Source organism: Streptomyces sp. NPDC085481, assembly GCF_044541845.1.
Taxonomy (GTDB): domain Bacteria; phylum Actinomycetota; class Actinomycetes; order Streptomycetales; family Streptomycetaceae; genus Streptomyces.
Window position 1 is genome coordinate 310,976 of sequence record NZ_JBITTJ010000002.1, and the last position, 21,325, is coordinate 332,300.

General features: G+C 70.6%; 22 protein-coding genes, 1 pseudogene and 1 riboswitch. Of the genes and pseudogenes, 11 read left to right on the forward strand and 12 right to left on the reverse strand.

What is annotated here, in order from left to right; genetic code table 11:
- The first annotated feature begins 104 nt into the window (after window positions 1-104).
- Window positions 105-551, forward strand: coding sequence for an MscL family protein (locus tag ACIGEZ_RS07255; protein WP_399826887.1), 447 nt, complete (start codon window positions 105-107; stop codon window positions 549-551).
- 87 nt (window positions 552-638) lie between these two features.
- On the forward strand, window positions 639-1,151 hold the full coding sequence (locus ACIGEZ_RS07260; RefSeq protein WP_399826889.1) for a hypothetical protein: 513 nt from the start codon (window positions 639-641) through the stop codon (window positions 1,149-1,151).
- A 203-nt stretch (window positions 1,152-1,354) separates the two neighbouring features.
- On the opposite strand, the gene sigJ is transcribed toward ACIGEZ_RS07260, so the two are convergent.
- On the reverse strand, window positions 1,355-2,290 hold the full coding sequence (gene sigJ / locus ACIGEZ_RS07265) for an RNA polymerase sigma factor SigJ (protein WP_399826892.1): 936 nt from the start codon (window positions 2,288-2,290) through the stop codon (window positions 1,355-1,357).
- 224 nt (window positions 2,291-2,514) lie between these two features.
- Here sigJ and ACIGEZ_RS07270 point away from each other — a divergent pair, with 224 nt between their 5' ends.
- Complete coding sequence (locus tag ACIGEZ_RS07270; protein WP_399826894.1) at window positions 2,515-2,988, forward strand: carboxymuconolactone decarboxylase family protein; 474 nt, start codon at window positions 2,515-2,517, stop codon at window positions 2,986-2,988.
- A gap of 65 nt (window positions 2,989-3,053) precedes the next feature.
- Window positions 3,054-3,440: a DoxX family protein gene (locus ACIGEZ_RS07275; protein WP_399826897.1), complete on the forward strand. Its 387-nt coding sequence runs from the start codon at window positions 3,054-3,056 to the stop codon at window positions 3,438-3,440.
- A gap of 56 nt (window positions 3,441-3,496) precedes the next feature.
- Here the strand turns inward: ACIGEZ_RS07275 and ACIGEZ_RS07280 are convergent, their stop codons facing one another.
- A complete protein-coding gene (locus ACIGEZ_RS07280) occupies window positions 3,497-4,288 on the reverse strand; it encodes an alpha/beta fold hydrolase (protein ID WP_399826900.1) in 792 nt (263 codons plus the stop codon).
- A gap of 169 nt (window positions 4,289-4,457) precedes the next feature.
- Between ACIGEZ_RS07280 and ACIGEZ_RS07285 the strand changes: the two genes are divergently transcribed.
- Window positions 4,458-5,309, forward strand: coding sequence for a helix-turn-helix transcriptional regulator (locus ACIGEZ_RS07285; RefSeq protein ID WP_399826902.1), 852 nt, complete (start codon window positions 4,458-4,460; stop codon window positions 5,307-5,309).
- A 210-nt stretch (window positions 5,310-5,519) separates the two neighbouring features.
- Window positions 5,520-6,035, forward strand: a complete 516-nt coding sequence (locus ACIGEZ_RS07290) for a DinB family protein (protein WP_399826905.1) — start codon at window positions 5,520-5,522, stop codon at window positions 6,033-6,035.
- 104 nt (window positions 6,036-6,139) lie between these two features.
- Here the strand turns inward: ACIGEZ_RS07290 and ACIGEZ_RS07295 are convergent, their stop codons facing one another.
- Window positions 6,140-8,797, reverse strand: a complete 2,658-nt coding sequence (locus ACIGEZ_RS07295) for an OmpL47-type beta-barrel domain-containing protein (protein ID WP_399826907.1) — start codon at window positions 8,795-8,797, stop codon at window positions 6,140-6,142.
- A 514-nt stretch (window positions 8,798-9,311) separates the two neighbouring features.
- Here ACIGEZ_RS07295 and ACIGEZ_RS07300 point away from each other — a divergent pair.
- From ACIGEZ_RS07300 to ACIGEZ_RS07310, 3 genes are all read left to right on the forward strand, one after another.
- The gene (locus ACIGEZ_RS07300; RefSeq protein WP_399826910.1) at window positions 9,312-9,626 is read left to right on the forward strand and encodes an ArsR/SmtB family transcription factor; all 315 of its coding nucleotides are present in this window, start codon (window positions 9,312-9,314) and stop codon (window positions 9,624-9,626) included.
- 2 nt (window positions 9,627-9,628) lie between these two features.
- Window positions 9,629-10,228, forward strand: coding sequence for a cation transporter (locus ACIGEZ_RS07305; RefSeq protein WP_399826912.1), 600 nt, complete (start codon window positions 9,629-9,631; stop codon window positions 10,226-10,228).
- 485 nt (window positions 10,229-10,713) lie between these two features.
- Window positions 10,714-11,988 carry a M23 family metallopeptidase gene (locus ACIGEZ_RS07310; protein WP_399826915.1) on the forward strand — a complete coding sequence of 425 codons (1,275 nt, stop codon included), beginning with the start codon at window positions 10,714-10,716 and terminating at the stop codon, window positions 11,986-11,988.
- Window positions 11,989-12,346: 358 nt separating this feature from the next.
- Here the strand turns inward: ACIGEZ_RS07310 and ACIGEZ_RS07315 are convergent, their stop codons facing one another.
- The 8 genes from ACIGEZ_RS07315 to ACIGEZ_RS07350 form a co-directional block, all read right to left on the reverse strand.
- Window positions 12,347-13,087 (reverse strand): cation transporter, encoded by a 741-nt coding sequence (locus ACIGEZ_RS07315; RefSeq protein WP_399826918.1) that lies wholly within the window; start codon window positions 13,085-13,087, stop codon window positions 12,347-12,349.
- A gap of 2 nt (window positions 13,088-13,089) precedes the next feature.
- Window positions 13,090-13,425, reverse strand: a complete 336-nt coding sequence (locus ACIGEZ_RS07320) for an ArsR/SmtB family transcription factor (protein ID WP_399826921.1) — start codon at window positions 13,423-13,425, stop codon at window positions 13,090-13,092.
- A gap of 371 nt (window positions 13,426-13,796) precedes the next feature.
- Complete coding sequence (locus tag ACIGEZ_RS07325; RefSeq protein ID WP_399826924.1) at window positions 13,797-14,357, reverse strand: hypothetical protein; 561 nt, start codon at window positions 14,355-14,357, stop codon at window positions 13,797-13,799.
- Window positions 14,354-15,076, reverse strand: coding sequence for a (2Fe-2S)-binding protein (locus ACIGEZ_RS07330; protein ID WP_399826926.1), 723 nt, complete (start codon window positions 15,074-15,076; stop codon window positions 14,354-14,356). The genes ACIGEZ_RS07325 and ACIGEZ_RS07330 overlap by 4 nt, the downstream gene beginning before the upstream one ends.
- Window positions 15,070-16,140, reverse strand: a complete 1,071-nt coding sequence (locus tag ACIGEZ_RS07335) for an ABC transporter ATP-binding protein (protein WP_399826927.1) — start codon at window positions 16,138-16,140, stop codon at window positions 15,070-15,072. Before ACIGEZ_RS07335 ends, ACIGEZ_RS07330 begins: the two co-directional genes overlap by 7 nt.
- Window positions 16,137-17,237: a FecCD family ABC transporter permease gene (locus ACIGEZ_RS07340; protein ID WP_399826929.1), complete on the reverse strand. Its 1,101-nt coding sequence runs from the start codon at window positions 17,235-17,237 to the stop codon at window positions 16,137-16,139. The genes ACIGEZ_RS07335 and ACIGEZ_RS07340 overlap by 4 nt, the downstream gene beginning before the upstream one ends.
- Before the next feature lie 8 nt (window positions 17,238-17,245).
- Window positions 17,246-18,481, reverse strand: a complete 1,236-nt coding sequence (locus tag ACIGEZ_RS07345; RefSeq protein WP_399826932.1) for an ABC transporter substrate-binding protein — start codon at window positions 18,479-18,481, stop codon at window positions 17,246-17,248.
- Between the two features lie 229 nt (window positions 18,482-18,710).
- Window positions 18,711-18,895: riboswitch (cobalamin riboswitch) on the reverse strand.
- Window positions 18,896-19,268: 373 nt separating this feature from the next.
- Complete coding sequence (locus ACIGEZ_RS07350; RefSeq protein ID WP_399826934.1) at window positions 19,269-19,427, reverse strand: hypothetical protein; 159 nt, start codon at window positions 19,425-19,427, stop codon at window positions 19,269-19,271.
- 370 nt (window positions 19,428-19,797) lie between these two features.
- Between ACIGEZ_RS07350 and ACIGEZ_RS07355 the strand changes: the two genes are divergently transcribed.
- Complete coding sequence (locus ACIGEZ_RS07355; protein WP_399826936.1) at window positions 19,798-20,217, forward strand: hypothetical protein; 420 nt, start codon at window positions 19,798-19,800, stop codon at window positions 20,215-20,217.
- A gap of 74 nt (window positions 20,218-20,291) precedes the next feature.
- Window positions 20,292-20,546 carry a winged helix-turn-helix domain-containing protein gene (locus tag ACIGEZ_RS07360; protein WP_399826939.1) on the forward strand — a complete coding sequence of 85 codons (255 nt, stop codon included), beginning with the start codon at window positions 20,292-20,294 and terminating at the stop codon, window positions 20,544-20,546.
- Window positions 20,547-20,597: 51 nt separating this feature from the next.
- Here ACIGEZ_RS07360 and ACIGEZ_RS07365 read toward each other — a convergent pair.
- Window positions 20,598-21,174: pseudogene (locus ACIGEZ_RS07365) on the reverse strand (serine/threonine-protein phosphatase); the annotation flags it as partial.
- Window positions 21,175-21,325: the final 151 nt, after the last annotated feature.

A 21,325-nucleotide genomic window follows, 5' to 3' on the forward strand; every position in this document is an offset into this window, starting at 1 on the left:
TGGCTCCCCTGCCTTCCTCCGGACCTGCGATTAGCTGCTGAGAACTGCTCCCGCTGCGCCCACCCCCGCCGGGCATGCGGGCACTCAGGAAGGAAAAGCGGAGAGTGCTCAAAGGCTTCAAGAACTTCCTCATGCGCGGTGACCTCATCACCATCGCCGTCGGGCTGGTCATCGCGCTGGCCTTCTCGACCCTGATCAAGGCGTTCACCGACTTCGTGATCAACCCGATCGTCAGCCGCTTCCAGGGCGGCGAGTCCCTGGGGCTCGGGTGGCAGCTCGGCGACGAGGGCAACCAGGCGACCTACCTCGACCTGGGACAGTTCATCTCCGCCCTGATCTACTTCATCATCTTCATGGCGGTCATCTACTTCGTGATCATCGTGCCGTACAAGCACTACCAGGCCCGCCGCGGCGTCAAGGCGTTCGGCGAACCCGGCCCCGTCAAGACCTGCCCCGCCTGCCTCTCGGAAGACCTGCCCGCGGCGGCGAGCAAGTGCCTCCACTGCGCCACCGAGCAGCCCCCGACCACGCGCACCGGAGCAACTGCCTAGGCCGGGCGCCACGTTGTGGCACGGCGTACGACTCCACGAGGCCCCGCCGCGCATGATGGAACGCTCGGTGTCGGGCGGCCGAGCGGGTTGCGGATCGACGTGTGGGAGTACGCCTTCCATGCCGAGGACGAGGTCGGCTACCCGAAGGCCGTCCGCGACGAGGTGAAAGCCGTCGCCGACCAGATCGTCGAACTTGCGAATCTCGGCATTGATCCGGCCGAACTCGGCGACCCCACCCCTGGTACAGCTCGCCGCCACACGCTCCCTTCCGGCGGTTGGTTCGAGACCCAGGCGCTACCCCGGACAAGGCCGCGCCTCCTCGCCGTGGTCCTGTCCGGCAACGTCGGTACTTTCAGCTCGACCGCGGGGTTCGAAATCGCGGTCGACATCGACGATCCGCGAAATCCTGCTCCCCTGGAAACTGACGAAGAAGGCCCCAGGTCGCTGACCTGGGGCCTTCGTTCAAGAGCGGATGACGGGAATCGAACCCGCGCTATAGGCTTGGGAATCAACGCCGCTCGAACCGTCGATAGGGCTTCTGACCTGCAGATACGTCGGCTCGCCCGGCTCGTCGCGAGGTTCCGCCTGAGCCCGTGGTGACCGCTGTTCACCGGCCTGAAGGGCACGGCTGGGGCACGCGCTCGGCAGCAGGTGAGGCCATGCGGCTTCCTGAGCCCCTGGGGCGCAGCAACCGGGAACCGACCGGCGTGGCCCGAGTCGCTTTCGCACGTGCAGCCGACCGTTGCCATACGACTCGGTGGTGATCGGAACCGGCCACGGGCAGTGGCCGACGGGGTGAGGGCTCATCCGTTCTCCGGCAGTCGTGCCATGTCGGACACCGGGCCGAGGTGGCCGAGTTTGTCGGGGTTGGACACGGAGTGGATCGCCCGGATCACGCCGTCGGCGATGTCGAGCTCGACCACGCTGACCACGTGCCTTGCGGTGTCGTACGTCACGGCGCCCGGCCGGCCGTTGACCCAGGCGGGGCGGAGGGCAGCGCCGAGCGTAAGGACCCGGCGGATCCCGCCGACGAGCAGTCGTCCCACGCGCTGACGCTCGGTCACCGGGTTCCTGGTCGCCCGCGCCTTTCCGCCGCCGTCCCCGTGATACACCACGTCGGGCGCGAGCATGCCGAGCAGAGCGTCCATGTCGCCGCCCTCGGCGGCTTCGAAGAACCTGCGGGCGAGTTCCTCGCCCTCCGTCCGTCGCGCCAGGGGCGGTGCGCTGTCGGCCCCCTGTCCTGCGGCGGCGATGCGCTTCCTGGCGCGGGCGAAGATCTGGCGGCAGTTCGCCTCGGACTTACCGGTGGTCCTCGCCACGTCCTGGTAGTCGTACCCGAAGGCCTCGCGCAGCATGAACACCGCCCGCTCCACGGGGGAGAGGGCCTCCAGCAGGACGAGGAACGCCATGGACAGGGAGTCGGCCAGCTCGGCGTGCTCGGCCGGCCCGGGCCGATCGCCGGTCACGACGACCGGTTCGGGCAGCCATTCCCCCACGTAGGTCTCCCGCCGGGCGCGGGCCGAACCGAGGTGGTTGATTCCCAGCCGTGTGACCGACGTGGTCAGATACGCCTTCGGGGTGGCGATCTCCGTTCCTGCCTGCTGGGCCCGGGTCAGGCCGAGGAACGCGTCCTGCACGATGTCTTCGGCGTCGCTCACCGATCCCGTCATCCCGTAGGCGATGGAGAACAGCAGCGGCCGATAGGCGACCGAGTCCATCACACCCCTTGTTCCTGTCATGAAATGTCCTCCCCTGTCTCGCGTACTGCAACACTCGGGCGAGCCTGCGGCTGCCCGTTCCGAGATCCACACGAACGTCGGCAAGGTATCCGAGGCGGCCGACCCGGCCCTCGGCATGTCCGCGGCACCAGCGAGGGAGACGCAGGTCACATCCTTTGTTGTCACAGGCCGCCAGGTTGCCCTGTCTTAGAGGGCAACAGCGAACAACAACAAGGGAGTCCACGATGAACGCTCGCCTGAACGTCTTTGCCAGTCCGGTCGCGGCCAAGGCGTGGAAGCACATCATCGCGGCGGGCCAGGCGCTCGGGGACTCGGCACTGCCGGCCGCGACGCGCGAGCTGGTGAATCTGCGCGCCAGCCAGATCAACGGATGCGCCGGGTGCATCGACATGCACACCAAGGACGCCACCGCCGCCGGCGAGACCCAGGTCCGCCTCCACATGGTCGCGGCCTGGCGCGAGGCCACCGTCTTCACCGAAGCCGAACGCGCCGCCCTGGAACTGACCGAAGAGGCCACCCGCATCGCGGACGCGGCCGGCGGCGTCCCCGACGAGGTCTGGGCGAACGCCGCCAAGCACTACGACGAGGAGCAGCTCGCGGCTCTGGTGACCCAGATCTCCGTCATCAACGCCTTCAACCGCCTGAATGTGACCATCCAGCAGCCTGCCGGCGACTACCAGCCCGGACAGCACGGATAACCACTCGACCGCCGACGCGGCGGCTGCCGCATCCGACCCGCCTACAACTCTCCAGGGACAAACCCGTGAACCTCGCGCTGTGGATCGTCGCCGGCCTGCTCGCCGCCGCCTACCTGTTCGGCGGCGCCTTCAAGATGATCACCCCGAAGGGCAAGATCGCCGCCAGCGGGCCCAGCGCGAGGTGGGTCGACGACTTCAGCGCAGGCGGCGTGAAGGTGATCGGAGCCCTGGAGGTCCTGGCCGCAGTGGGCCTGGTCCTGCCCGCCGTACTCGACATCGCCCCGGTCCTGGTGCCGCTCGCCGCGCTCGGTCTGGTACTGATGATGGCGGGCGCTGCGATCACCCGCATACGCCGCCACGAGACCACCTACCTGGTGGTGGACCTGATCTACCTCGTCCTGGCCGGTTTCGTGGCCTGGGGTCGCTTCGGACCCGAGTCCTTCATCAGCTGACCGCCGCGGCACCGGGCCACCGCGCAGGGGCACAGGGCGCAGGCCGTTCATACGGATCACGCGATGAAGTCGGACACGAGCTTGACGAAGGTGTCCTCCTGCTCGAAGAACATCACGTGGCCCGCGTCGATCTCGGCGTACGAGCTGTTGGTGATCGCGGCGCGCAGGGCCCGGCTGTGCTCGACCGGGACCGTGATGTCCTGGGTGCCGCCGATCACCAGGGTGGGGGCCTCGATGCGGGGCAGCAGCGGCCGGATGTCCACCCGCAGGTCGTAGGCGATGTGGCGCAGAGTGCCCTCGGTGGGCGGCATGTTGGGGATGAGGGCCTCGAACGCCGCGCGGCCGATGACGTTCAGGAAGCCGCGGCTGAAGCCGGTCATCGCCACGGCCCGGCCGAAGGAGGCGGGGTCGGAGGTGCCGAGGTCCTGCCAGAGGGTGAAGAGGTTGCGCAGGTATTCGTCGCCATCGGTGTGGGCCCAGCCGGCGACCAGGATCAGGCGTCGTACGAGGTCGGGGCGCAAGGCGGCGACGGTGGCGGCGACGGTGGATCCCATGGAGAAGCCCAGCAGGTCGACCGGTCCGTCCGCCGCGTCCACCGCATCCTCGATGACGGCGATGACCTGCGCGGCGAGGCCTTCGGCGGTGAGCGGGGCGCCGTCGTCCACGGTCGCCTCGGTGCCGGACAGATCGGGGGTGATCACGGTGTGGTGCGGGGTGAACCGGGGCGCGGTCCGGCCCCAGTTGACGGCGGAGCCGGCCGATCCGCTGCCGTGGACCAGGACCAGGGCGGGGCCCGAGCCGGTCTTCTCGTAGTGGACCTGCGCGCCGTTGACGTCGACGATGGCCATGGAGTGCTCCCGATCTCTGCGGTGTCGACTGCGTCGACGGTGTCGGCCGGGGCGTTCTCGCTCCGGCCGGACCAACGGTGCCGCCGCCCGGAAGGGGCCGGGAGAGCCCTCCTTACCCTGGGATCGGCAGTCCCTGGCTGGGCACCTGACCGTCCGGCAGGATGGCTGTATGAAGATCGACCGTGCGGCACTCGCCGATTTCCTGCGCCGCTCCCGCGAGCGGGTGAGGCCCCAGGACGCCGGCCTGCCGGTCGGCCCCCGACGGCGCACGCCGGGCCTGCGCCGCGAAGAGGTCGCCCAGCTGGCCGGCATGTCGGCCGACTACTACATCCGCCTCGAACAGGCCCGCGGCCCGCAGCCCTCGCCGGAGATGCTCGCCGCCCTCGCGCGGGCCCTGCGCCTGTCCGAGGACGAACGCGACCACCTCCACCTCCTCGCCGGCCGCCGCCCGCCCGCCGCACGGACCTCGGGCGACCACGTCGGCCCCGGACTGCTGCACCTCATGGAGCAGCTCCCCGGCACACCCGTCCAGGTGCTCGGCGACCTCGGTGACGTCCTCGCCCAGAACCCGATGGCCGAGGCCCTGCTGGGCGGGGTGTGCACGGTGTCCGAGCACGGCCGCAACGTGGTCTGGCGCTGGTTCGCCGATCCGGCCCAGCGCGCCGCATACCCGCCGGAGGAGCACGAGTACGACAGCCGGCTGCACGTCGCCGACCTGCGGGCGGCCGTCGGCCGGCGCGCGGGCGACCCGGCCGCGGCACGCCTGGTGGAGCGGCTGAAGGGGACCGGCGAGGAGTTCACCGCCCTGTGGGAGCGGCACGAGGTCTCCGTGCGCCGGGCGTCGCGCATGCGGGTCCTGCACCCGCTGATCGGGCCGGTCGAACTGGACTGCCAGGTGCTGCTCGCCCCGGAGGGCGACCAGCGGGTGGTCCTGTACACCCCGCCCGTCGGCAGCGACACCGCCGAACGCCTCGCCCTCCTCAAGGTCGTGGGCACCGGCCAGTTCACCGCGCCCGGCTGACGGTCAGCGCACCTCTGCCGGCGCTCGCATCGGCCTGACGTCGCGTGAGGCCGGTTGCGGCACGCAATGGCGCGCGGGCCCCGACAGGTCCAGGGCCTGTCCGGCGGATCTCGTCGAGGTCGCCGGACCAGGGCTGATGAGGCAGCACTGGACGGGATCCCGTTCATAAACGGCTCGACCGTCCCTCCGGTCCGCGAGAAGATCCCCGCGATGACGCAACGAACCGATACGCCTCCCACCTGGGACGAGCGCACGCAGCTGATCACCTTCCTGGACTACGCCCGTGACACGGCGCGAGCCAAGTGCGAGGGCGCCTCCGCGGAGGACGCCCGCAGAGCCCCGCTTCCGAGCTCACCGCTGATGACCCTGTCTGGGCTGATCAGCCATCTGCGGTGGGTCGAGTACCACTGGGTCCAAGTGATGTTCCTGGGGGAGGAACCCGCAGGTCCGCTCACGCGGGCGAGCGACGATGACCCCGACCCCGAGATGCGGATCGCGGTCGGCATTCCGTTGCCCCAGCTGCTCGCCGAATACGGCGAGCAGAGCGACCGCTACCGCCGCCTGCTGTCCAACCAAGACTTGAGCTCAAGGGCCAAGCGCCCCATCAGCGACGGCCGCCACGTGGACCTCCGCTGGGTGATCCTCCACCTCATCGAAGAGATCTCCCGACACAACGGGCATCTTGACATCGTGCGAGAGCTCGTCGACGGCCGAACCGGCGTGTAGTCCCCGTCGGCGGATCACTCACTGCCTGCACCCCCTTGGCCGGGCCAGGGAAGCCGAGGGCCCGGACCCGAGGTCGGGTCCGGGCCGGTGGTGTCCGATGTGTCTCAGCGCAGGGTGAAGGGTGCCACGTGGGTCGTGGTGTCCGCTCCGCTGATGGTGAACTCGAGGTTGTAGTTGCCGTTCGGGAGCCCCCTCGTACCGACGGGGAGGCTGTAGGTACGGAGCAGTGCGTTGTAGACGAACCGGCCCGTGACCGGCCTCGTGACGGGGCCGGTGACCCGGACGGCCGTCAGCGTGATGTTCGAGCTGGAGAGGTTGTTGCCGTTCGCGTCGCAGATCCGCAGGCTGATCACGACCTGGCCGAGCAGGTGGACCGGCCGCATCGGGTCGTAGAGCAGGCAGATCCGGTACGCGACGTTGTAGGTGACGCTCTTCGTCGACGGGTTGGTGGCGACGTCCTTGGCGTTCACCGTGAACGTGTGCGAGCCGAGGGTCGAAGTGTCGATCGGGCTGTTGTTGGGAACCGTGCCGACGCAGCTCGCCACACCGGAGGTGGCGTCCGTGCACGAGTAGGACGCGGTGACCGGCTGGCGGTACAGGTAGGTGCCGGCCGCCGGCCGGACGATGGTGATCGACGGCGCCACGGTGTCGAGCCGCACGGTGATCGTCTGCGGCGCGGAGGCGTTGCCGGCGTTGTCGGTGGCGGTGTACGTCACCGTGGTCACGCCGTTCACCGTGATCGGCACGGCGGCGCTCGCACCGGACGCGTCGGTGGAGGCGATCGGCTGGGCGCCGCTCGCGCTGTAGGTGATCTTCTGGATGCCGGAGCCGCAGGATCCGTCACCGGCGCTGATGTTGACCGTCGCCGGGCTCGTGGTGTTCCAGCCGACGGCGTTCGGCGACGGCGAGATGCTCGCGGAGACGGTCGGCGCGGAGGTGTCCGCGTCGTACGTGTACTGGTCGGCGCCACTGATCGGGCTGGTGCCGTTGGGGGTGGTCACGGTGACGTCCACGGTGCCCCGCGCCTGCGGCGGTGCCTCCGCGGTCAGCTCTTCCGGCCCGATGACGTTCACGTTCGAGGCGGATACGGAGCCGAACTTGACGGTGGTGCCGCTCGTCGGGAACTCCGTACCCCGCACCGTCACGGTGTTCACGCACGACGTCAGTTCGGGCCCGTGGTTCGGGGTGACACCAGTGACCGTGGGCGGGGACAGCGTGACGCGGTCCATCGCGGTGCCCCAGTCGCCGCCGGCCACGCCACCGATCTGCTGGGCCGTCCAGACGTCCTTGGGGTGGCTGGGGTCACGGGCGATGCCCGAGTAGTCGCCCCAGCGGAATCCCGAGGAGTAGGCCTGCGTGCCCGCCGCGTAGAAGTCGCCGACCGTCGTCCCGGGGAAGTTGCCGCCCGGAACTCCGATCGCGACGGCGGTCGGGAACATGGTCGGAGAGGAGGCGGTGAAGCCGGAGAACAGATCGTCCTCGTTGTTCAGCGCCACCGACCCGTAGTAGATGTGACCGCCCACGAGACCGAGGTTGAAGTTGGTCCCCAGGGTCTGCCCCCCGCTGGTCGAGACGTGGAGGAAGCGCTGGCAGGCGCGGGCGGCCGTGTCGCCGGGCGGCGTGCACGAAACGTTGAAGACGCCCCAGAGGTGGTCGTTCTGCCAGGCGACCGACAGCATCCGGCCGTCGTTGGTGTTGATGTTGGCGTCACCGCCGGCCGGCTGGGTAGCCATCGGCGGAGGGTCGGCGGCCCCGATGGCGATGGTGTTGTCGGTCTGGCCGACCGGCTGCATGGGATCGCCGGGCACACCGGTGATCGTGACCACGTGCACGTCCGTGCTGCTTTCGCCGTGCCACATGGCGAGCTGGTCGTCGATGCCGGACAGCGAAACGGCCGGGACGACCTGGAACTTGCCCGTGTCGGGCGCGAAGGTCGTGAAGGTGATCGAGCCGCGGGCCACCAGCTCCGCCTTGTTGACGACCACGGTGACGACGCCCTGGAAAGAGTCGTCGGCCTTGTTGTAGTTGTTCCAGCTCAGCGTGACCTTGTTGTTGCTGTAGCCGAGCTTGGGCTGGTCGTGCTGGACGTTCGAGGTGTTGCTGCCGACGTTGTAGCGGGTCCAGGTGCCGTTGGGGTCGTCGTCGTCGCTGACGGCGAGCTGGATCTCGTCACCGCCGGCCACGTTCGACTCGTAGGAAGCGTAGAAGCGACCGACCGATGCGTCGTAGTGCACCCGCGGGTCGGTACCCGAGTTCGCCGCGAAGCCGAAGAAGGAGCCCAGGTCGAAGGGGCTGCCCACGGTGTTGCCGGCCTTGTCGTAGATCTGGGCGCTGCGGTTGACCATCTGGATGATGTACGTGGGCCCCACCGCGAGCTGTGTGTCGGAGGGGATGCGGCTGTTCACGTTCCCGAGAGTCGGGAAGGTCTTCAGGCGCTCGAGAACGGCCGTGGACGGCACCGCTTTCGGGGACGCGGCGCCCGTGGCTGCCTTCGGGACCAGGCGCGAGGTCGCGACCGGCACGCTCGGCACGTGTTGCGCGGCCTGCGCGAGCTTCGGGGCGGGCAGGAGGGGCTTCGCTTCCTCTCCGGCGACGCGCCGCGGCTTGGGCAGGGTCCGCGTGTCCACCTGACCGTCCGGCTGTACCCGCGTCTCCTCCTGCCCGTCGAGGGCTGGCTGCGAGGAGCTGCCGGCCCGGGGTGGGACGTTGGGCTGTGGCTCGGCGGCTGCCCCCGAGGCCGTGGCGGCGATGGTCAGTGTCACGGTGAGTGCGACGACCGCCGTTCGCGACCACTCTCGCGCTGCACGCAGCACACGTCGGTTCACTCGGAGACACGGTCTCGACGACATGGGCTCCCCCCTTCCGCTCGCGAGGGACAGCCCGCCCGGCGCACGGATCGACGGCGGACCGCCGATCCGCTGCAGTTGCCAATGATCATGGGGTGGTGTCTATCGGAAGGGCGCGCTCAGGGGCCGCGTCCACGTCGCGGGGCGCCGTCTGGTCCCCCTCAATTCCCCCTGCTGGTCTAGTGACTCGCGCCAGTAGTTGATCGTTTATCTGTGCTCTGCCGTCCTATGCGCCGGCGTGCCCGGAGGGCACGCTGCGGGCGGGAGGCCTGGACAACGAAGAAGGCCCCGGTCTCTGACCAGGGCCTTCTCTACAAGAGCGGGACGTTCACCCCGGCTGCCTCGGCGACCTGACCGCTGCGCAGACCCGCACTCACCGCTGCTCCCCGATGGCAGCGGCTCGCGTCGCGAGAGCATCCAGGACCGCCTCGTGCGCCTGTTCCACCGAGATAGCCGCGCTCTCGCCGATCCGATCCGCTGCCGCATCCTGCTCGCCCTCCGCGAGGCCCCGGCCTACCCGGCCGACCTCGCCGACGCGATCGGCGTTTCCCGTACCCGGCTGTCGAATCACCTCGCGTGCCTGCGGGACTGCGGCCTGGTCGTCACCGTCCCCGACGGCCGCCGTACCCGGTACGAGCTCGCCGACGAACGGCTCGGCCACGCGCTGGACGACCTGCGCACTGCCGTCGTGGCCGTCGAGACCGACCGCACCTGCCCGGACGCCGACGAGAAGGGCTGCTGCTGACCATGGCCGCCGAGATATCGACATCCCTCGGTACCTCCCCGGCCCGCCGCGACGTACTCACCCGCCGGATACGCCTGCTGGTCGCCGCGACGATCACCTACAACGTCGTCGAGGCGATCGTCGCCATCACGGCCGCCACCCTCGCCTCCTCCACCGCGCTGATCGGATTCGGCCTCGACTCGGTCATCGAGGTCTCCTCCGCCGCCGCGGTCGCCTGGCAGTTCTCCGCCCGCGACCACGCCGTCCGCGAAGCCCGCGAGAAGACCACGCTGCGGATCATCGCCGTCTCCTTCTTCGCACTCGCCGCGTACGTCACCGTCGACGCCGTCCGCGCGCTCACCGGCACCGGGGAAGCCGAACGCTCCATCCCCGGCATCGTCATCGCCGCCCTCTCCCTCGCCGTCATGCCGTTCCTGTCAGCCGCCCAGCGCCGTGCCGGCCGTGAACTCGGCTCCGCCTCCGCGGTCGCCGACTCCAAGCAGACCCTCCTGTGCACGTACCTGTCCGCCGTGCTCCTGCTCGGCCTGGTCCTCAACGCCACGCTCGGCTGGTCCTGGGCCTTCGTTCAAGAGCGGATGACGGGAATCGAACCCGCGCTATAGGCTTGGGAATCACCGCTGCTTTGGCCGTCCGTACGGCCTCTGACCTGTGGACAAGCCTCTTCGCGGGTCCTTCCGGGAGGCTCTGCTCCCACTCGTGGTGACCGCTGTTCACCGTCCTGGAGGGCACGGACGGGGCACGTGCCGGCCCCCTGGCGGAGTCCGCGGCCATCCGACGGGACTGCTCCCACGGGCGTCTCGGCGGACAGGGTGGAAGCTGAGGGCGGCCGGGTCCGAGGACACCGGTGGGGACGGGAGCGACCCGGCGACGCCCGGACGGCACATGTGGTCGAACGGCGCTCGACAGTGGCCCGAAACGTCCGCGAGGCGAGGCTCGCCGGGCGGGTGCGGCTGGACGGGTGTAGTTCGGCCCCTGACTCCGGCGCCGTCCGGCGGGAGTGCCGCTCGCCGGATTACATGGGCCTGCGCCTCGGCGCGGGGCGTGCCGGTGCCATCACGGTCCCGGACCTGACGACTGGAAGAGCACCATGGCAGAGCGCCAATTTCGCAACCGCACCGGCCGCAGACCGCTACGTCGCGGGCTCGCCGCCGCCGTGCTCGCGGTCGGCCTGCTGACGGCTTCGACGGCACCCGGCTACGGGACGGGCCCGACCACTCCGGAGCCCGGCCCTCAGTTCACGCCGTTGACGGCGGCCGTGATGACCAAACCGGCGCCGTTCGTCGCCACGGACGGCAAGACGCACCTCTCGTACGAACTGCTCACCACGAACGCCCTGTCCAGCAGCACGCCGGTGCGGCTCGACCGTGTCGACGTCCGAGACGCCCGCACCAAACGGGTCATCGGCTCGCTGAGAGGGCAGGCGCTGGCCGACGCCGCCAACCCGGTGGGCGACCCCCTCCCGGGTGCGGACGGTTCCACCCCGGCGCCCCCGGGGCCGACGCCGACCGTCATCCCGGGCTCCCAGCAGTGGGTCATCTGGCTCGACCTGGTCCTCGACCGCGGTCAGCCGGTGCCCAAGGTCCTCGAACACCATCTCTCGGGTGCCGTCCAGAGCCCCTCCGGCTCCTCTGCCTTCGAGGAGACGGTGCAGACCACCCGGACCGACGACACTCCGCCGCTGAACCTGGGCCTGCCGGTCCGGCCCGGAACCTGGTTTGCCAGTGAGTCGTGCTGCGGCAACACCCACCATCGGCGCGGCCTGAGCCCGATCAACGGTCGTTTCTACGTGTCGCAGCGCTTCGGGATCGACTGGTACCGGGTCGGCGAGCAGGGCCAGACCTGGGAAGGCGACCCCGCACAGCTCACCAGCTACCTGGCCTACGGTCAGCCGGTCGTGGCCTCGGCCGGCGGCAGAGTGGTGGACGTCCAGGACGGACTCCCGGACAACACGCCCCCCGACACGCCGCCGGCCCCTCCGATCGAGGAGACGGTCGGCAACCACGTCACGCTGGAAGTCGCGCCGGGCCGCTTTCTGCTCTACGCCCACCTGAAACCCGGCTCGCTCAAGGTCCGGGAAGGCGACCATGTCGAACCCGGCCGGGTCCTCGGGGAGATCGGCAACAGCGGATACTCCTCCACGCCGCACCTGCACTTCCATGTGATGACCACACCCGAGTTCTTCCCGACCGACAGCCCTCCGTTCACCTTCCGGAAGTTCCGCGTCGTCGGACAGGTCGAACCCCGGATCTGGGACGACAACATCGGCCGGCAGCCGACCGGCGTCCTTCCGATCACACCCTCGCCGTACGACGGACTCCACCGCGCGCGCTATCCGCTCGACCGCGAGGTGCTGAAGTTCTGACCCGAATCCGGCCGGGCCGCTGGCCGGCCGGCCGACGAGGGGCGCGGGTGGTGTGCAGTCCGTGCCTGGGCGCCTGAGGCGGCCGTGACAACGACGAAGGCCCTGGTCTCCGACCAGGGCCTTCGTTCACGAGCGGACGACGGGGCACGTTGGGGCCCGCCTGCGGCGAGAAGCGCTCGTCGGGACGGGCAGGCCGGGCCGGACGGTGCCGTGAGGCGGGCGGGCTGGATGAAAAGGGATTGCATTTCCAAGGTGGGGTTCCTCCGGTGGAGGTGAGCGGGGCAGCCGCGCGATGGTTCAAGTGATTGCGAAGAGGGCCCCGGTAAGCACCGGGGTCCTCTTCGCGCTTGAGAGGCGGTCAGCCGCAGCAGTCGCAGCCGGGCCTGCAGTCGCAGGCGTCCGTCTCGGCGTTGCCGACGGAGGCGGCAGAGGTGGAGGCGGCAGCGGTGGAGGCGGTGGGGGCGCAGCAGCCCTTGCCCTGCCAGGCGTCGCGGCCTTCCTTGACGGCGATGGCGGCGATGACGAGGGCGGCGATGGGGTCGGCCCAGGACCAGCCGAGCGTGGCGTTGAGGACCAGGCCGACGAGGAGGACGGCGGAGAGGTAGGTGCACAGGAGGGTCTGCTTGGAGTCGGCGACCGCGCTGGCGGAGCCGAGTTCGCGTCCGGCCTTGCGCTGGGCGGCGGAGAGGAACGGCATGACCGCCAGCGACAGGGCGGCGATGACGATGCCGGGGATGGACCGCTCCGCCTCTCCCGTGCCGGTCAGGGCGCGGACGGCGTCGACGGTCACGTATGCGGCGAGCGCGAAGAAGGAGACGGCGATGATCCGCAGCGTGGTCTTCTCGCGGGCTTCGCGTACGGCGTGCTCGCGGGCGGAGAACTGCCAGGCGACCGCGGCGGCGGAGGAGACCTCGATGACCGAGTCGAGGCCGAATCCGATCAGCGCGGTGGAGGAGGCGAGGGTGCCGGCGGTGATCGCGACGACGGCCTCGATCACGTTGTAGGTGATGGTGGCGGCGACGAGCAGGCGTATGCGCTTGGCGAGGGCGTCACGGCGGGCGGGGGACGGTCCGAGGGATATCGATATCTCCGCGGTCATGGTCAGCAGCACCCCTTGTCGGCGGCGTCCGGGCAGGTGCGGTCGGTCTCGACGGCCACGACAGCGGTGCGCAGGTCGTCCAGCGCGTGGCCGAGGCGTTCGTCGGCGAGCTCGTAGCGGGTGCGGCGCCCGTCGGGCACGGTGACGACCAGGCCGCAGTCCCGCAGGCAGGTCAGGTGGTTGGAGAGCCGGGTACGGGAGACCTCGATGGCGTCGGCGAGGTCGGAGGGGTAGGCGGGGGCCTCGCGCAGCGCGAGCAGGATGCGGCAGCGGATCGGGTCGGCCAGCGCCCGGCCGAACCGGGTCAGGGCGGCGAGGTCGGTGGCGAGCGTCAGCATGCGGCTACGGTACAACACTTCCTGGATCCAGGGAATCCTGAACTCTGGATACCTGCTCTGATGTGTTGTCAGGGCGCGCCTGGCACACGCATGGCACGCGAGTCCCGAGAGGTCTAGACAATGAAGAAGGCCCAGGTCGCTGACCTGGGCCTTCTTGTAAGAGCGGATGACGGGAATCGAACCCGGGCTATAAGCTTGGGAATCACCCGGCACTCGGGCCTGTGCATGGCCACTGACCTGCGAAAACGTTAGCCGGTGGTCCCGTTGCAAGTGGCTCGACAGACCCCTTGCTTACCGTTGTCTACCGCCTCTGCTGGCACGTTATGGCACGGCTCCCCGCCCTGCCCGTGGATGCGATGGCAGCCGCTACTTCATGCGCTGTGCCGGAAGCCCTTGCCGGTGCGGTCGAGGGGGTCCGGGGTGAGGCCGAGGAAGCGGTCGCGGAGGGTGTCCCAGGCGGCGAGGCGGGTGAAGTCGGGGGTGTCGAGGATGTCCTGGCGGTCGGTGAGGAAGGGGTTGGGGAGCAGGATGGTCATCATCTGCTCGTCGCGGCCGTTGAAGAGGCGGGCTCCCCAGCTGACGGGGGCGCCGTCGGAGCCGAGGCTGCGGTAGAACTCGGCACGGGAGCAGCGGCGGATGCGGCCGAGTTCGGGGCCGGAGGCGGTGTGCTCGCCGATGCACAGGTGGAAGTGCCAGGCGCCGAAGTCGACGGTGGCGTAGCCGTCGTTCATGGTGATGGCGGTGGGGGCGCAGGGGGCGCCGACCTCCCAGGCGGCGCCCTCGATGATGGGCCCGAAATGGATGTGCTTCCAGTGGTCGGTGAAGACGGTGGTGACGAGGTCGAGGAGGGTGGCCTCGTCGACCGGGAGGGGCCAGACGTGCTGGGTGCCGCCGCCGGGGGTCTCGATCACGGTCGGCTCGGTGGTGGTCATGCGGTCTTCTCCTTGAGGTTGAGGACGCAGTCGCCGCAGGTGCCCGCGCCCGGCACGCGGTAGTACAGGCAGCAGTTGCGGCGGCGGAAGGCGAGCGGCCCGTCGGGGGTGGTGGTGCGGCAGGTGCCGGCGCCCGCCAGCGGCGGGCGGTCCAGCAGTCCGCGGACGAGGGGGACAACGGGGTTCGGGGTGTGCGGCTCCCTGGCGAGCAGGACGCGGTGGGCTCCGACCAGCGCGGATGCGGCGTTGCCACCAAGGGTGTGTGGGGAGGCGCCGGACACCCGCCGTACGGCTTCGGCCCAGGGGGCCAGATTCTGGACGGCGACGGTGTGGTGCAGGGCCGGGAGCGGCTCCTGGTCCACCTCCCGCGGGTCGGGCAGCCACAGGTCGAGGGGGCCGGAGGCGGGCAGGCGCCACCATGTTCGGTCGGGTCCCAGGTCGGGTACGCGGCCGGTGAGCGCGGCGCAGGCCAGGGCGATCGACCAGAGCCGGGAGGCGGTGCCCAGGTGCAGGGTGGACGCGGCCACCCGGGGCTGGTCGGTGCCCAGCCGCTCGGCGACGATCCGTAGGCACTCCGCCAGCGCGTCCGAGTCGCCGTACAGCTCCGCCAGCCGCCGGAAACCGCCGCCCACAGGACGGGCCCCGGTGGCCACGGCGAAGTACGGCCCGATGCCGGAGACCCGCGCCAGAACGCCGGGGGTGATGACCGCGGTCACCATGTCCGTACCGTCCGTGTCAGCTCGTGGAAGCTGCGTGTGCGGACGACCTGCCCGTCCGGTCCGGTGAGGGTGAGCCGGTCCTCTCCGTCGCAGCTCACCCGCGTGGGCACGTCCGGGTCGCCCGGGTCCGCGACGGCCAGTCCTTCCCGGGCCAAGGCCCGTTCGAGGAGCGGGAGCACATCGGGTGCCGCATCCACCGCTACGGATGCCCGCGCGGTGCGGCGCAGCCCGAAGCTGCCGGAGACCGGATCGAAGGCCAGGTGGTCGGCGTCGAAGGCGGCGGCGACGGCTCCGCTGCGGATCAGGTCCTCGGGCGCTCCCGCGTGGACGCGGGAGCCGCGGTCGACGAGCCAGACGGCGTCGGCCACGCGCAGGGCCAGCTCCAGGTCGTGGGTGCTGACCACGACGGTGAGGCCCTTGTCCCGGGCGAGGTCGCGGAGCAGCACGGTGAGGGCCACGCGTGAGGGGACGTCGAGGAAGGCGGTCGGCTCGTCGAGGAGGACGACCTCGGGCTCCTGGGCGAGGGCTCGTGCGGTCAGGACGCGTTGGCGTTCGCCGTCGGAGAGTTCGGCGGCCGGCCGGTCCGCCAGATGTTCCGCGCCCACCGCCTTCAGCGACCAGTCGACGGCGGTGTGGTCCGCGGCCGTGAGGCGGCCGGTGAAGCCGGTGTGCGGGTGGCGGCCGAGCCCGGCCAGTTCCCGTACGGAGAGCAGCCCGGGGTCCACCCGGTCGGTCAGGACGACGGCCAGCCGTCGGGCGAGAGCGGCCGGCGGCTGGTGCGCCAGGTCGGCCCCGCCGATGCGTATCCTGCCGCCGAGCGGCGGCAGGAGCCCGCACAGGGTCCGTAGAAGCGTGGACTTGCCCGCGCCGTTGGGCCCCAGCAGTACGGTCAGTTCACCGGCCCGCGCCTCCAGGTCGAGCCCGGACAGCACGGCCCGGCAGGCTCCCCTTCGGCGCGGTGACCGGGTGCGGTAGCCGACGGCGAGCCCCTGGGTGGCCAGGCCGCCGGGGTGGTCCGGTCCGCCGGCCGTGCCCTTGACGGGTTCGGTCATGGTGTCGGTCATGAGGCCACTCCTTGTACGCCGCGGCGGCTGCGGATCAGGAACGCGATGACGACGGGGGCGCCGAACAGCGAGGTGATGGCGTTGAGCGGCAGTACGGAGTCCGTGCCGGGCGGCTGGCTCAGCAGCGCGCACGACAGCGCGAGAAACGCTCCCGCGAGCATCGACGCCGGGATCAGCGCCCGGTGGTCGGAAGTCCCCAGCGCCACCCGGGTCAGATGCGGGACGGCCAGGCCCAGGAAGGCGACCGGGCCGCAGAACGCGGTGGCCGCGCCTGCCAGCAGCGAGGTCCCGAACAGCGCCAGATCTCGGCTGCGGCGGACGTTCAGGCCCATGGTGCGGGCGTAGTCCTCGCCGAGCAGCAAGGCGTTGAGACGCTTGGCGGTCAGCAGCGCGGTCAGCAGGCCCGCGCCGATGACGGGCAGCATGACCTGGAGGTCGGGCCAGGTCGTGGCGCTGAAGCTGCCCAGGCCCCACATGACGAACTGCTGGGCGCGCTCGGGCCGGGCGTAGACGAGCATCACTCCGACCACCGCGGTGGCCGCCGAACCGATCATGACTCCGATGACGAGCAGGGTGACGGCCGACTGCACCCACCGCGCGAGGAGCAGGACGAGGGCCAGTACGGCGGCGGCGCCGAGCGAGGCGGCGAGGACGACGCCCAGGCGCCCCAGGCCGGCCAGGTTCCCGGTGAAGCTTCCGGCGACTCCGCCCGTGCCGACGACCACGGCGGCGACGCCCATGCTGGCGCCCGAACTCACCCCGAGGGAGAACGGATCGGCCAGCGCGTTGCGGAACAGCGTCTGCATCTGCACGCCGGCCACCGCGAGGGCGGCGCCGACGGCGGCGGCTGTCAGCGCGCGCGGCAGCCGGACCTGCTCGACGATCACCGTCCAGCGCGGGTCGGTGGCGGTGCCGCCGAACAGGACCCGGACCACGTCCGCGACCGGCACCCGGTGGGAGCCGGTCGCGATGGTGAGCACGAACAGCGCGGCCGTGCCGGCGGCGAGGGCGAGGACGACAGCGAGGCGCCGCCGCCCCGGCCGCAGCGCCCGGGAGGCGTCCGGGACGTCAGGCGAGGCGGTCGGCGCGGTTGCCATGTGGGTCGTCACGCCTTGGGTACCTGCGTGTAGAAGGTGAAGGCATGGTCCTTCGCCTGGTCCGGGTGGATCAGCGCGAAGAGGTCGGCGAGAACCAGGTCGGGGCGCAGCACGCCGCGTTCGAAGTAGTCGTTGCCGCCGCCGGGGCCGAGCGCCTTGGTGTTCGTCCAGACCGCACCGCCGGTGAGGGCCTTCAGCTGCCCGTATCGGTTGTCGGCCTTGACCGCGTCGGCGGTGGACGTCCACTTCTGGTCGGCGATCCAGACCGGGGCCTCGCCGCCCTTGGCATACACGGCCTCGAAGTTCAGCTGGAGGTTGCCGGTACCCGCCTCACCGGCCCAGGGGTAGGTGCCGCCCGCATCCTTGATCAGCTGGGCGGCGTAGCTGCCGCCGGCGGGCATGTACCAGGTGCCCTGGTACATCGTGCCGGGCAGCACCTCGACGGGCTTGCCCGCCGCGACTGCCTGCGCGCCCTTCTCGGCGACCTTCCGGTAGTCGCCCTCGACGGTGTCGAACACCTCGCCGGCGCGCTTCTCCGCTCCCGTGAGCGCGGCCATCGCTTTGACCCACTCGGCGCGGCCGAGCGGACTGGACTCCAGCCACTCGGCGTTGGCGACCACGGCGATACCGGCCTGACGCAGCTTGGGGTACTGCGGGTCGTCGGTGCCCTGGGTCATCAGCACGTCCGGCTTGGCGCCGATCACTGTCTCGGCGTTGAGGGTGCGGTCCTTGGCGTACTCGGTGACCTTGCCCGCCTTCGCCCGTTCGATCACCTGGGCGGAGGAGATGTTCGCGACGCTCGCGACACCCGTCAGGACGTCCAGGGTGCCGGTCTCGGTGAGCAGCGGCAGGTGAGTGGTGGAGGCGGAGTACAGGCTCTTGACGGGAACGGTGACCTGCTGCGCGGACGCCAGCTCACCGGTCAGCTCCGGCTTCGGCGCACCGCACTTGACCAGCACGTACGACTCCGGCTTGCCCTTGGGATAGGGCTCGTTGACGGTGAGGACCTGGTAGCTCTTCTCGTACCGGAGCGTGAAGTTCTTGGCGTGCTTCACCGTCGACTTGACCGGGAAATAGTCCTTGGCCGGGTCGAAGTCCTTGACGCAGCCCTCCCCGGCGGCGTGGGCCTTGGCGTCGGCGGGCGGGCCGGCGTCGCTGCCACACGCGGTGAGCGTGAGGGCGACCGTGAGGAAGGCTGCCGCGGCGGCCTGACGACGGCCGGGCATGACGGATCGTACGGACAAGGTGACTCCTGGTGGCATACGTGGGCAGCGCGCACCGGCAATCCGGGGCGCGCGTGATGCGGCGTACGGGAAGGACCCGCTGGGGGAGGAGGCCGTCAGACCCTGAGGGAGCGGGCTCGTGCGTCAAGCCGGGCAGGTTGGCCCCACAGGGCCTCGGGCAGCGCAGAGCTGCCGCCGTGGGTACGCAGGCACACGGGTGCCACCGCCTCTCCTGGGGAAATCCGCCCCGTACATCGAGGTGCGACGGCGTGAGTCTCCTGACTCGGGATCAAAGCTTCTCCGGCCTTCCCACCCCCGGATGGGGCGGTGGCCATGGCGGAGTCGCTCCCCCTACACAGTGGCGGTACCGTGCCGGAATCTCACCGGCTTCCTCGTTCCGCCGTCGCTGGTCGGACGGAAGCATCGCAGAACCGGCCACGGCCACGCCAGACCCACAACTGTGCGACCAGCCACACGAGGTGTCGCCTTGAGGTGACCCGCGCCAACGGGATGCGGCACAGGAAGGCGGGCGTGATGACGTCCCCACGATGCCCCTGCACGGGCCCGGATCACCGCGCGGGTGCCGGCGCTGCGGGGGCTTCTGGTGCGGAATCCCCCGCCAGACCATGTGCCGGCTCACCTCCCACAGTGCCCAGACGGACCACGCCACCAGGCAGACCCGGAGTCGGAACAGCCCTGCGTGATAGCCGCCCTCCCACTGCGGGATCAGGAACATCAGACTGGTGACGGCCACGATGACGACCCCCAGCAGCACGCACTGCCCCGCGTACCGGGTGGCCCGCTTGCCTCAGTAGTCGAAGACTGCCGCCGCCGCGACCGTCTCCACCAGCGCGCCGGCCAGGAACACCACCCCCATGACCCGCCCGCCGAAGGTCAGTGCTCTGAGGGTGTCCGTCAGCCCCACCCGGAAGAGCACGGCGGCGGACACCAGGAGCCCGAGCGTCATCAGACCGGCTTGGGCGCGCCTCCACCAGCGACGGTCCGGCCACAGGTCAGGGTCGGCGCGCCATCGGACCCGCCCCAGCTGCTGTACCTGCTGGACTCTGCCGACCGGTTACCGCCGCTGCAGGTCGGCCGCGGGTAGGCACCGGCGAGAGGTGCACCCGCACGCGGCGTTCTTCGGGTGCGCCCCGGGAGGTGACGCAGAATCATTCTCGCCGGGGGAGGCGTCGGCCGGGTGGGGGATGGCATGGACCGGCGCGGTGGCGTAGCCGCAGAGCGTGCGCTGCCACCCTTGGCAAATAGTTGCTAAGGTGGAAAGTAATTTCCGATTGGACATGCTCATGGATGTCCAAAGCTGTACAGGGGGAGTAGTGGTGAGTGAACAGGCGGATGCGGTCGCGTCGTTGGAGGGCGTTGCCCGGATCGAGGCGACCACGCTGGGGCGCAGCGGCTGGTACGTCGGCTACCTGTGGGTCTTCGCGGCGTGGCAGCTCATCCTCGTTCCCGCGGTGCTGCTGTGGCGCGGACCGACAGGGGTGATCGTCAGTACGCTGGCGAACGCCCTGATGGTCATGGGGTTGTCCGTGTTCGCCGCGCGGCAGCCCGTGGTGCCTCGTGGCTTCGCGGGCCGGCACCTCAGGGTGATCGGTGCTTGGGCGGTTGCCTACGTCCTCGCTCTCGTGGTCGGCTTCACCGCCTTCGTGGGCAGTGTCGCCTTCTCGGCCGCGGCTGCTCTCGTGTGCGCGCTGCCGGCCGCTGCCGCCGCGGTTCGGCGGGGGGGACGTGCCGCGTGATGGCGGAAGGCTCGGCGGGCGCGGGGCGGGATCCCCACCCTCGACATGATCTGGCACCCCTTCTGGCGTCGGCTGTGCGCCTGTCGATCGTCGCGGCTCTTGCCGCCGTGGAGAAGGCCGAGTTCGCCTATGTGCGGGATCTCGTGGAGATCACCGACTCGGCGCTGTCGAAACAGGTCTCGCGCTTGGAGGAAGCGGGCTGGGTGGCGGTTGAGAAGGGGCAGGTGGGACGCCGGCCGCGGACCTGGTTGCGCCTGACCGAGGAAGGGCTGACCGCCTACCGGCGCCACCTCGTCGCTCTCGCCGCCATTGCGGGCCCACTGCACTGACGCGGGAGAAGCGAACGCACGCGAGCCCCAAGAGGGCTGTGTAGGTGCCTTCGTGTCCCCCGCCACGTCGTAGGCGGGCTCCAGGACTCCGGCGACCGCGACGCGCGGCAGCGGGGACCACTGGATCTCCGCGGCGACGCCCATCGGTTCGCGGCGGCGGGTGCGGAAGAAGAGGTCGGTGTAGCGGTTCTTGGTCTGCATTATGTCGGCGACCAAGCCCGCGATCCTGCGCAGGATGCGGCGATCGTCGTCAGTGACCCCGTCCAAGGTGACGGTGAGAACGCCCACCTGATCACCGCCGTCCAGCAGCGGCAGATGGACCCGTACGCCGTCGGCCAGCACCAGCTCGACCGGGCGTGACGTGAGGAAGCACCGGCCGGCTTCGGACCGGTCGACGGGCTGCGGATCACCGACCGCCAGCCCCGCGCGGGGCAGGGGCACCAGCTGCTGCTGCCCGTAGTCCTGAAGCAGGATCTGCAGGTCGCGGCCCCAGCCGGGCCACCGTATCGGCGACGAGCGGGCCGACCAGATGGGGCGGGAGCTCGTGGGCCCGGTCCAGGAGCACCCCCAGCAGCTCCTCCCCGAAGCTCTCGGAGCGGTCCGGATCCCCGCGCCGTCCGACGGTCATCCTGTGGCCTCCAACCGGCCGGCCGGCGGGCGACACGGCCCTCATCAGGCGCGTACGTCCGTGCAGCCTGCGCAGTGACCGGCCATCGACGGCTCCGCACGCGACGTGCCGAGCAGGGGAGGGCAAGCCCGACCGGACGGGGCGCGAAGGC

Excerpts from the sequence above, each read along its gene's own strand:
- sigJ (WP_399826892.1), bottom strand. The coding sequence starts at position 2,290 with ATGACAGGAACAAGGGGTGTGATGGACTCGGTCGCCTATCGGCCGCTG.
- ACIGEZ_RS07270 (WP_399826894.1), top strand. The coding sequence starts at position 2,515 with ATGAACGCTCGCCTGAACGTCTTTGCCAGTCCGGTCGCGGCCAAGGCG.
- ACIGEZ_RS07280 (WP_399826900.1), bottom strand. The coding sequence starts at position 4,288 with ATGGCCATCGTCGACGTCAACGGCGCGCAGGTCCACTACGAGAAGACC.
- ACIGEZ_RS07285 (WP_399826902.1), top strand. The coding sequence starts at position 4,458 with ATGAAGATCGACCGTGCGGCACTCGCCGATTTCCTGCGCCGCTCCCGC.
- ACIGEZ_RS07290 (WP_399826905.1), top strand. The coding sequence starts at position 5,520 with ATGACGCAACGAACCGATACGCCTCCCACCTGGGACGAGCGCACGCAG.
- ACIGEZ_RS07305 (WP_399826912.1), top strand. The coding sequence starts at position 9,629 with ATGGCCGCCGAGATATCGACATCCCTCGGTACCTCCCCGGCCCGCCGC.
- ACIGEZ_RS07310 (WP_399826915.1), top strand. The coding sequence starts at position 10,714 with ATGGCAGAGCGCCAATTTCGCAACCGCACCGGCCGCAGACCGCTACGT.
- ACIGEZ_RS07315 (WP_399826918.1), bottom strand. The coding sequence starts at position 13,087 with ATGACCGCGGAGATATCGATATCCCTCGGACCGTCCCCCGCCCGCCGT.
- ACIGEZ_RS07320 (WP_399826921.1), bottom strand. The coding sequence starts at position 13,425 with ATGCTGACGCTCGCCACCGACCTCGCCGCCCTGACCCGGTTCGGCCGG.
- ACIGEZ_RS07325 (WP_399826924.1), bottom strand. The coding sequence starts at position 14,357 with ATGACCACCACCGAGCCGACCGTGATCGAGACCCCCGGCGGCGGCACC.
- ACIGEZ_RS07330 (WP_399826926.1), bottom strand. The coding sequence starts at position 15,076 with ATGGTGACCGCGGTCATCACCCCCGGCGTTCTGGCGCGGGTCTCCGGC.
- ACIGEZ_RS07335 (WP_399826927.1), bottom strand. The coding sequence starts at position 16,140 with ATGACCGACACCATGACCGAACCCGTCAAGGGCACGGCCGGCGGACCG.
- ACIGEZ_RS07340 (WP_399826929.1), bottom strand. The coding sequence starts at position 17,237 with ATGGCAACCGCGCCGACCGCCTCGCCTGACGTCCCGGACGCCTCCCGG.
- ACIGEZ_RS07350 (WP_399826934.1), bottom strand. The coding sequence starts at position 19,427 with ATGACGCTCGGGCTCCTGGTGTCCGCCGCCGTGCTCTTCCGGGTGGGG.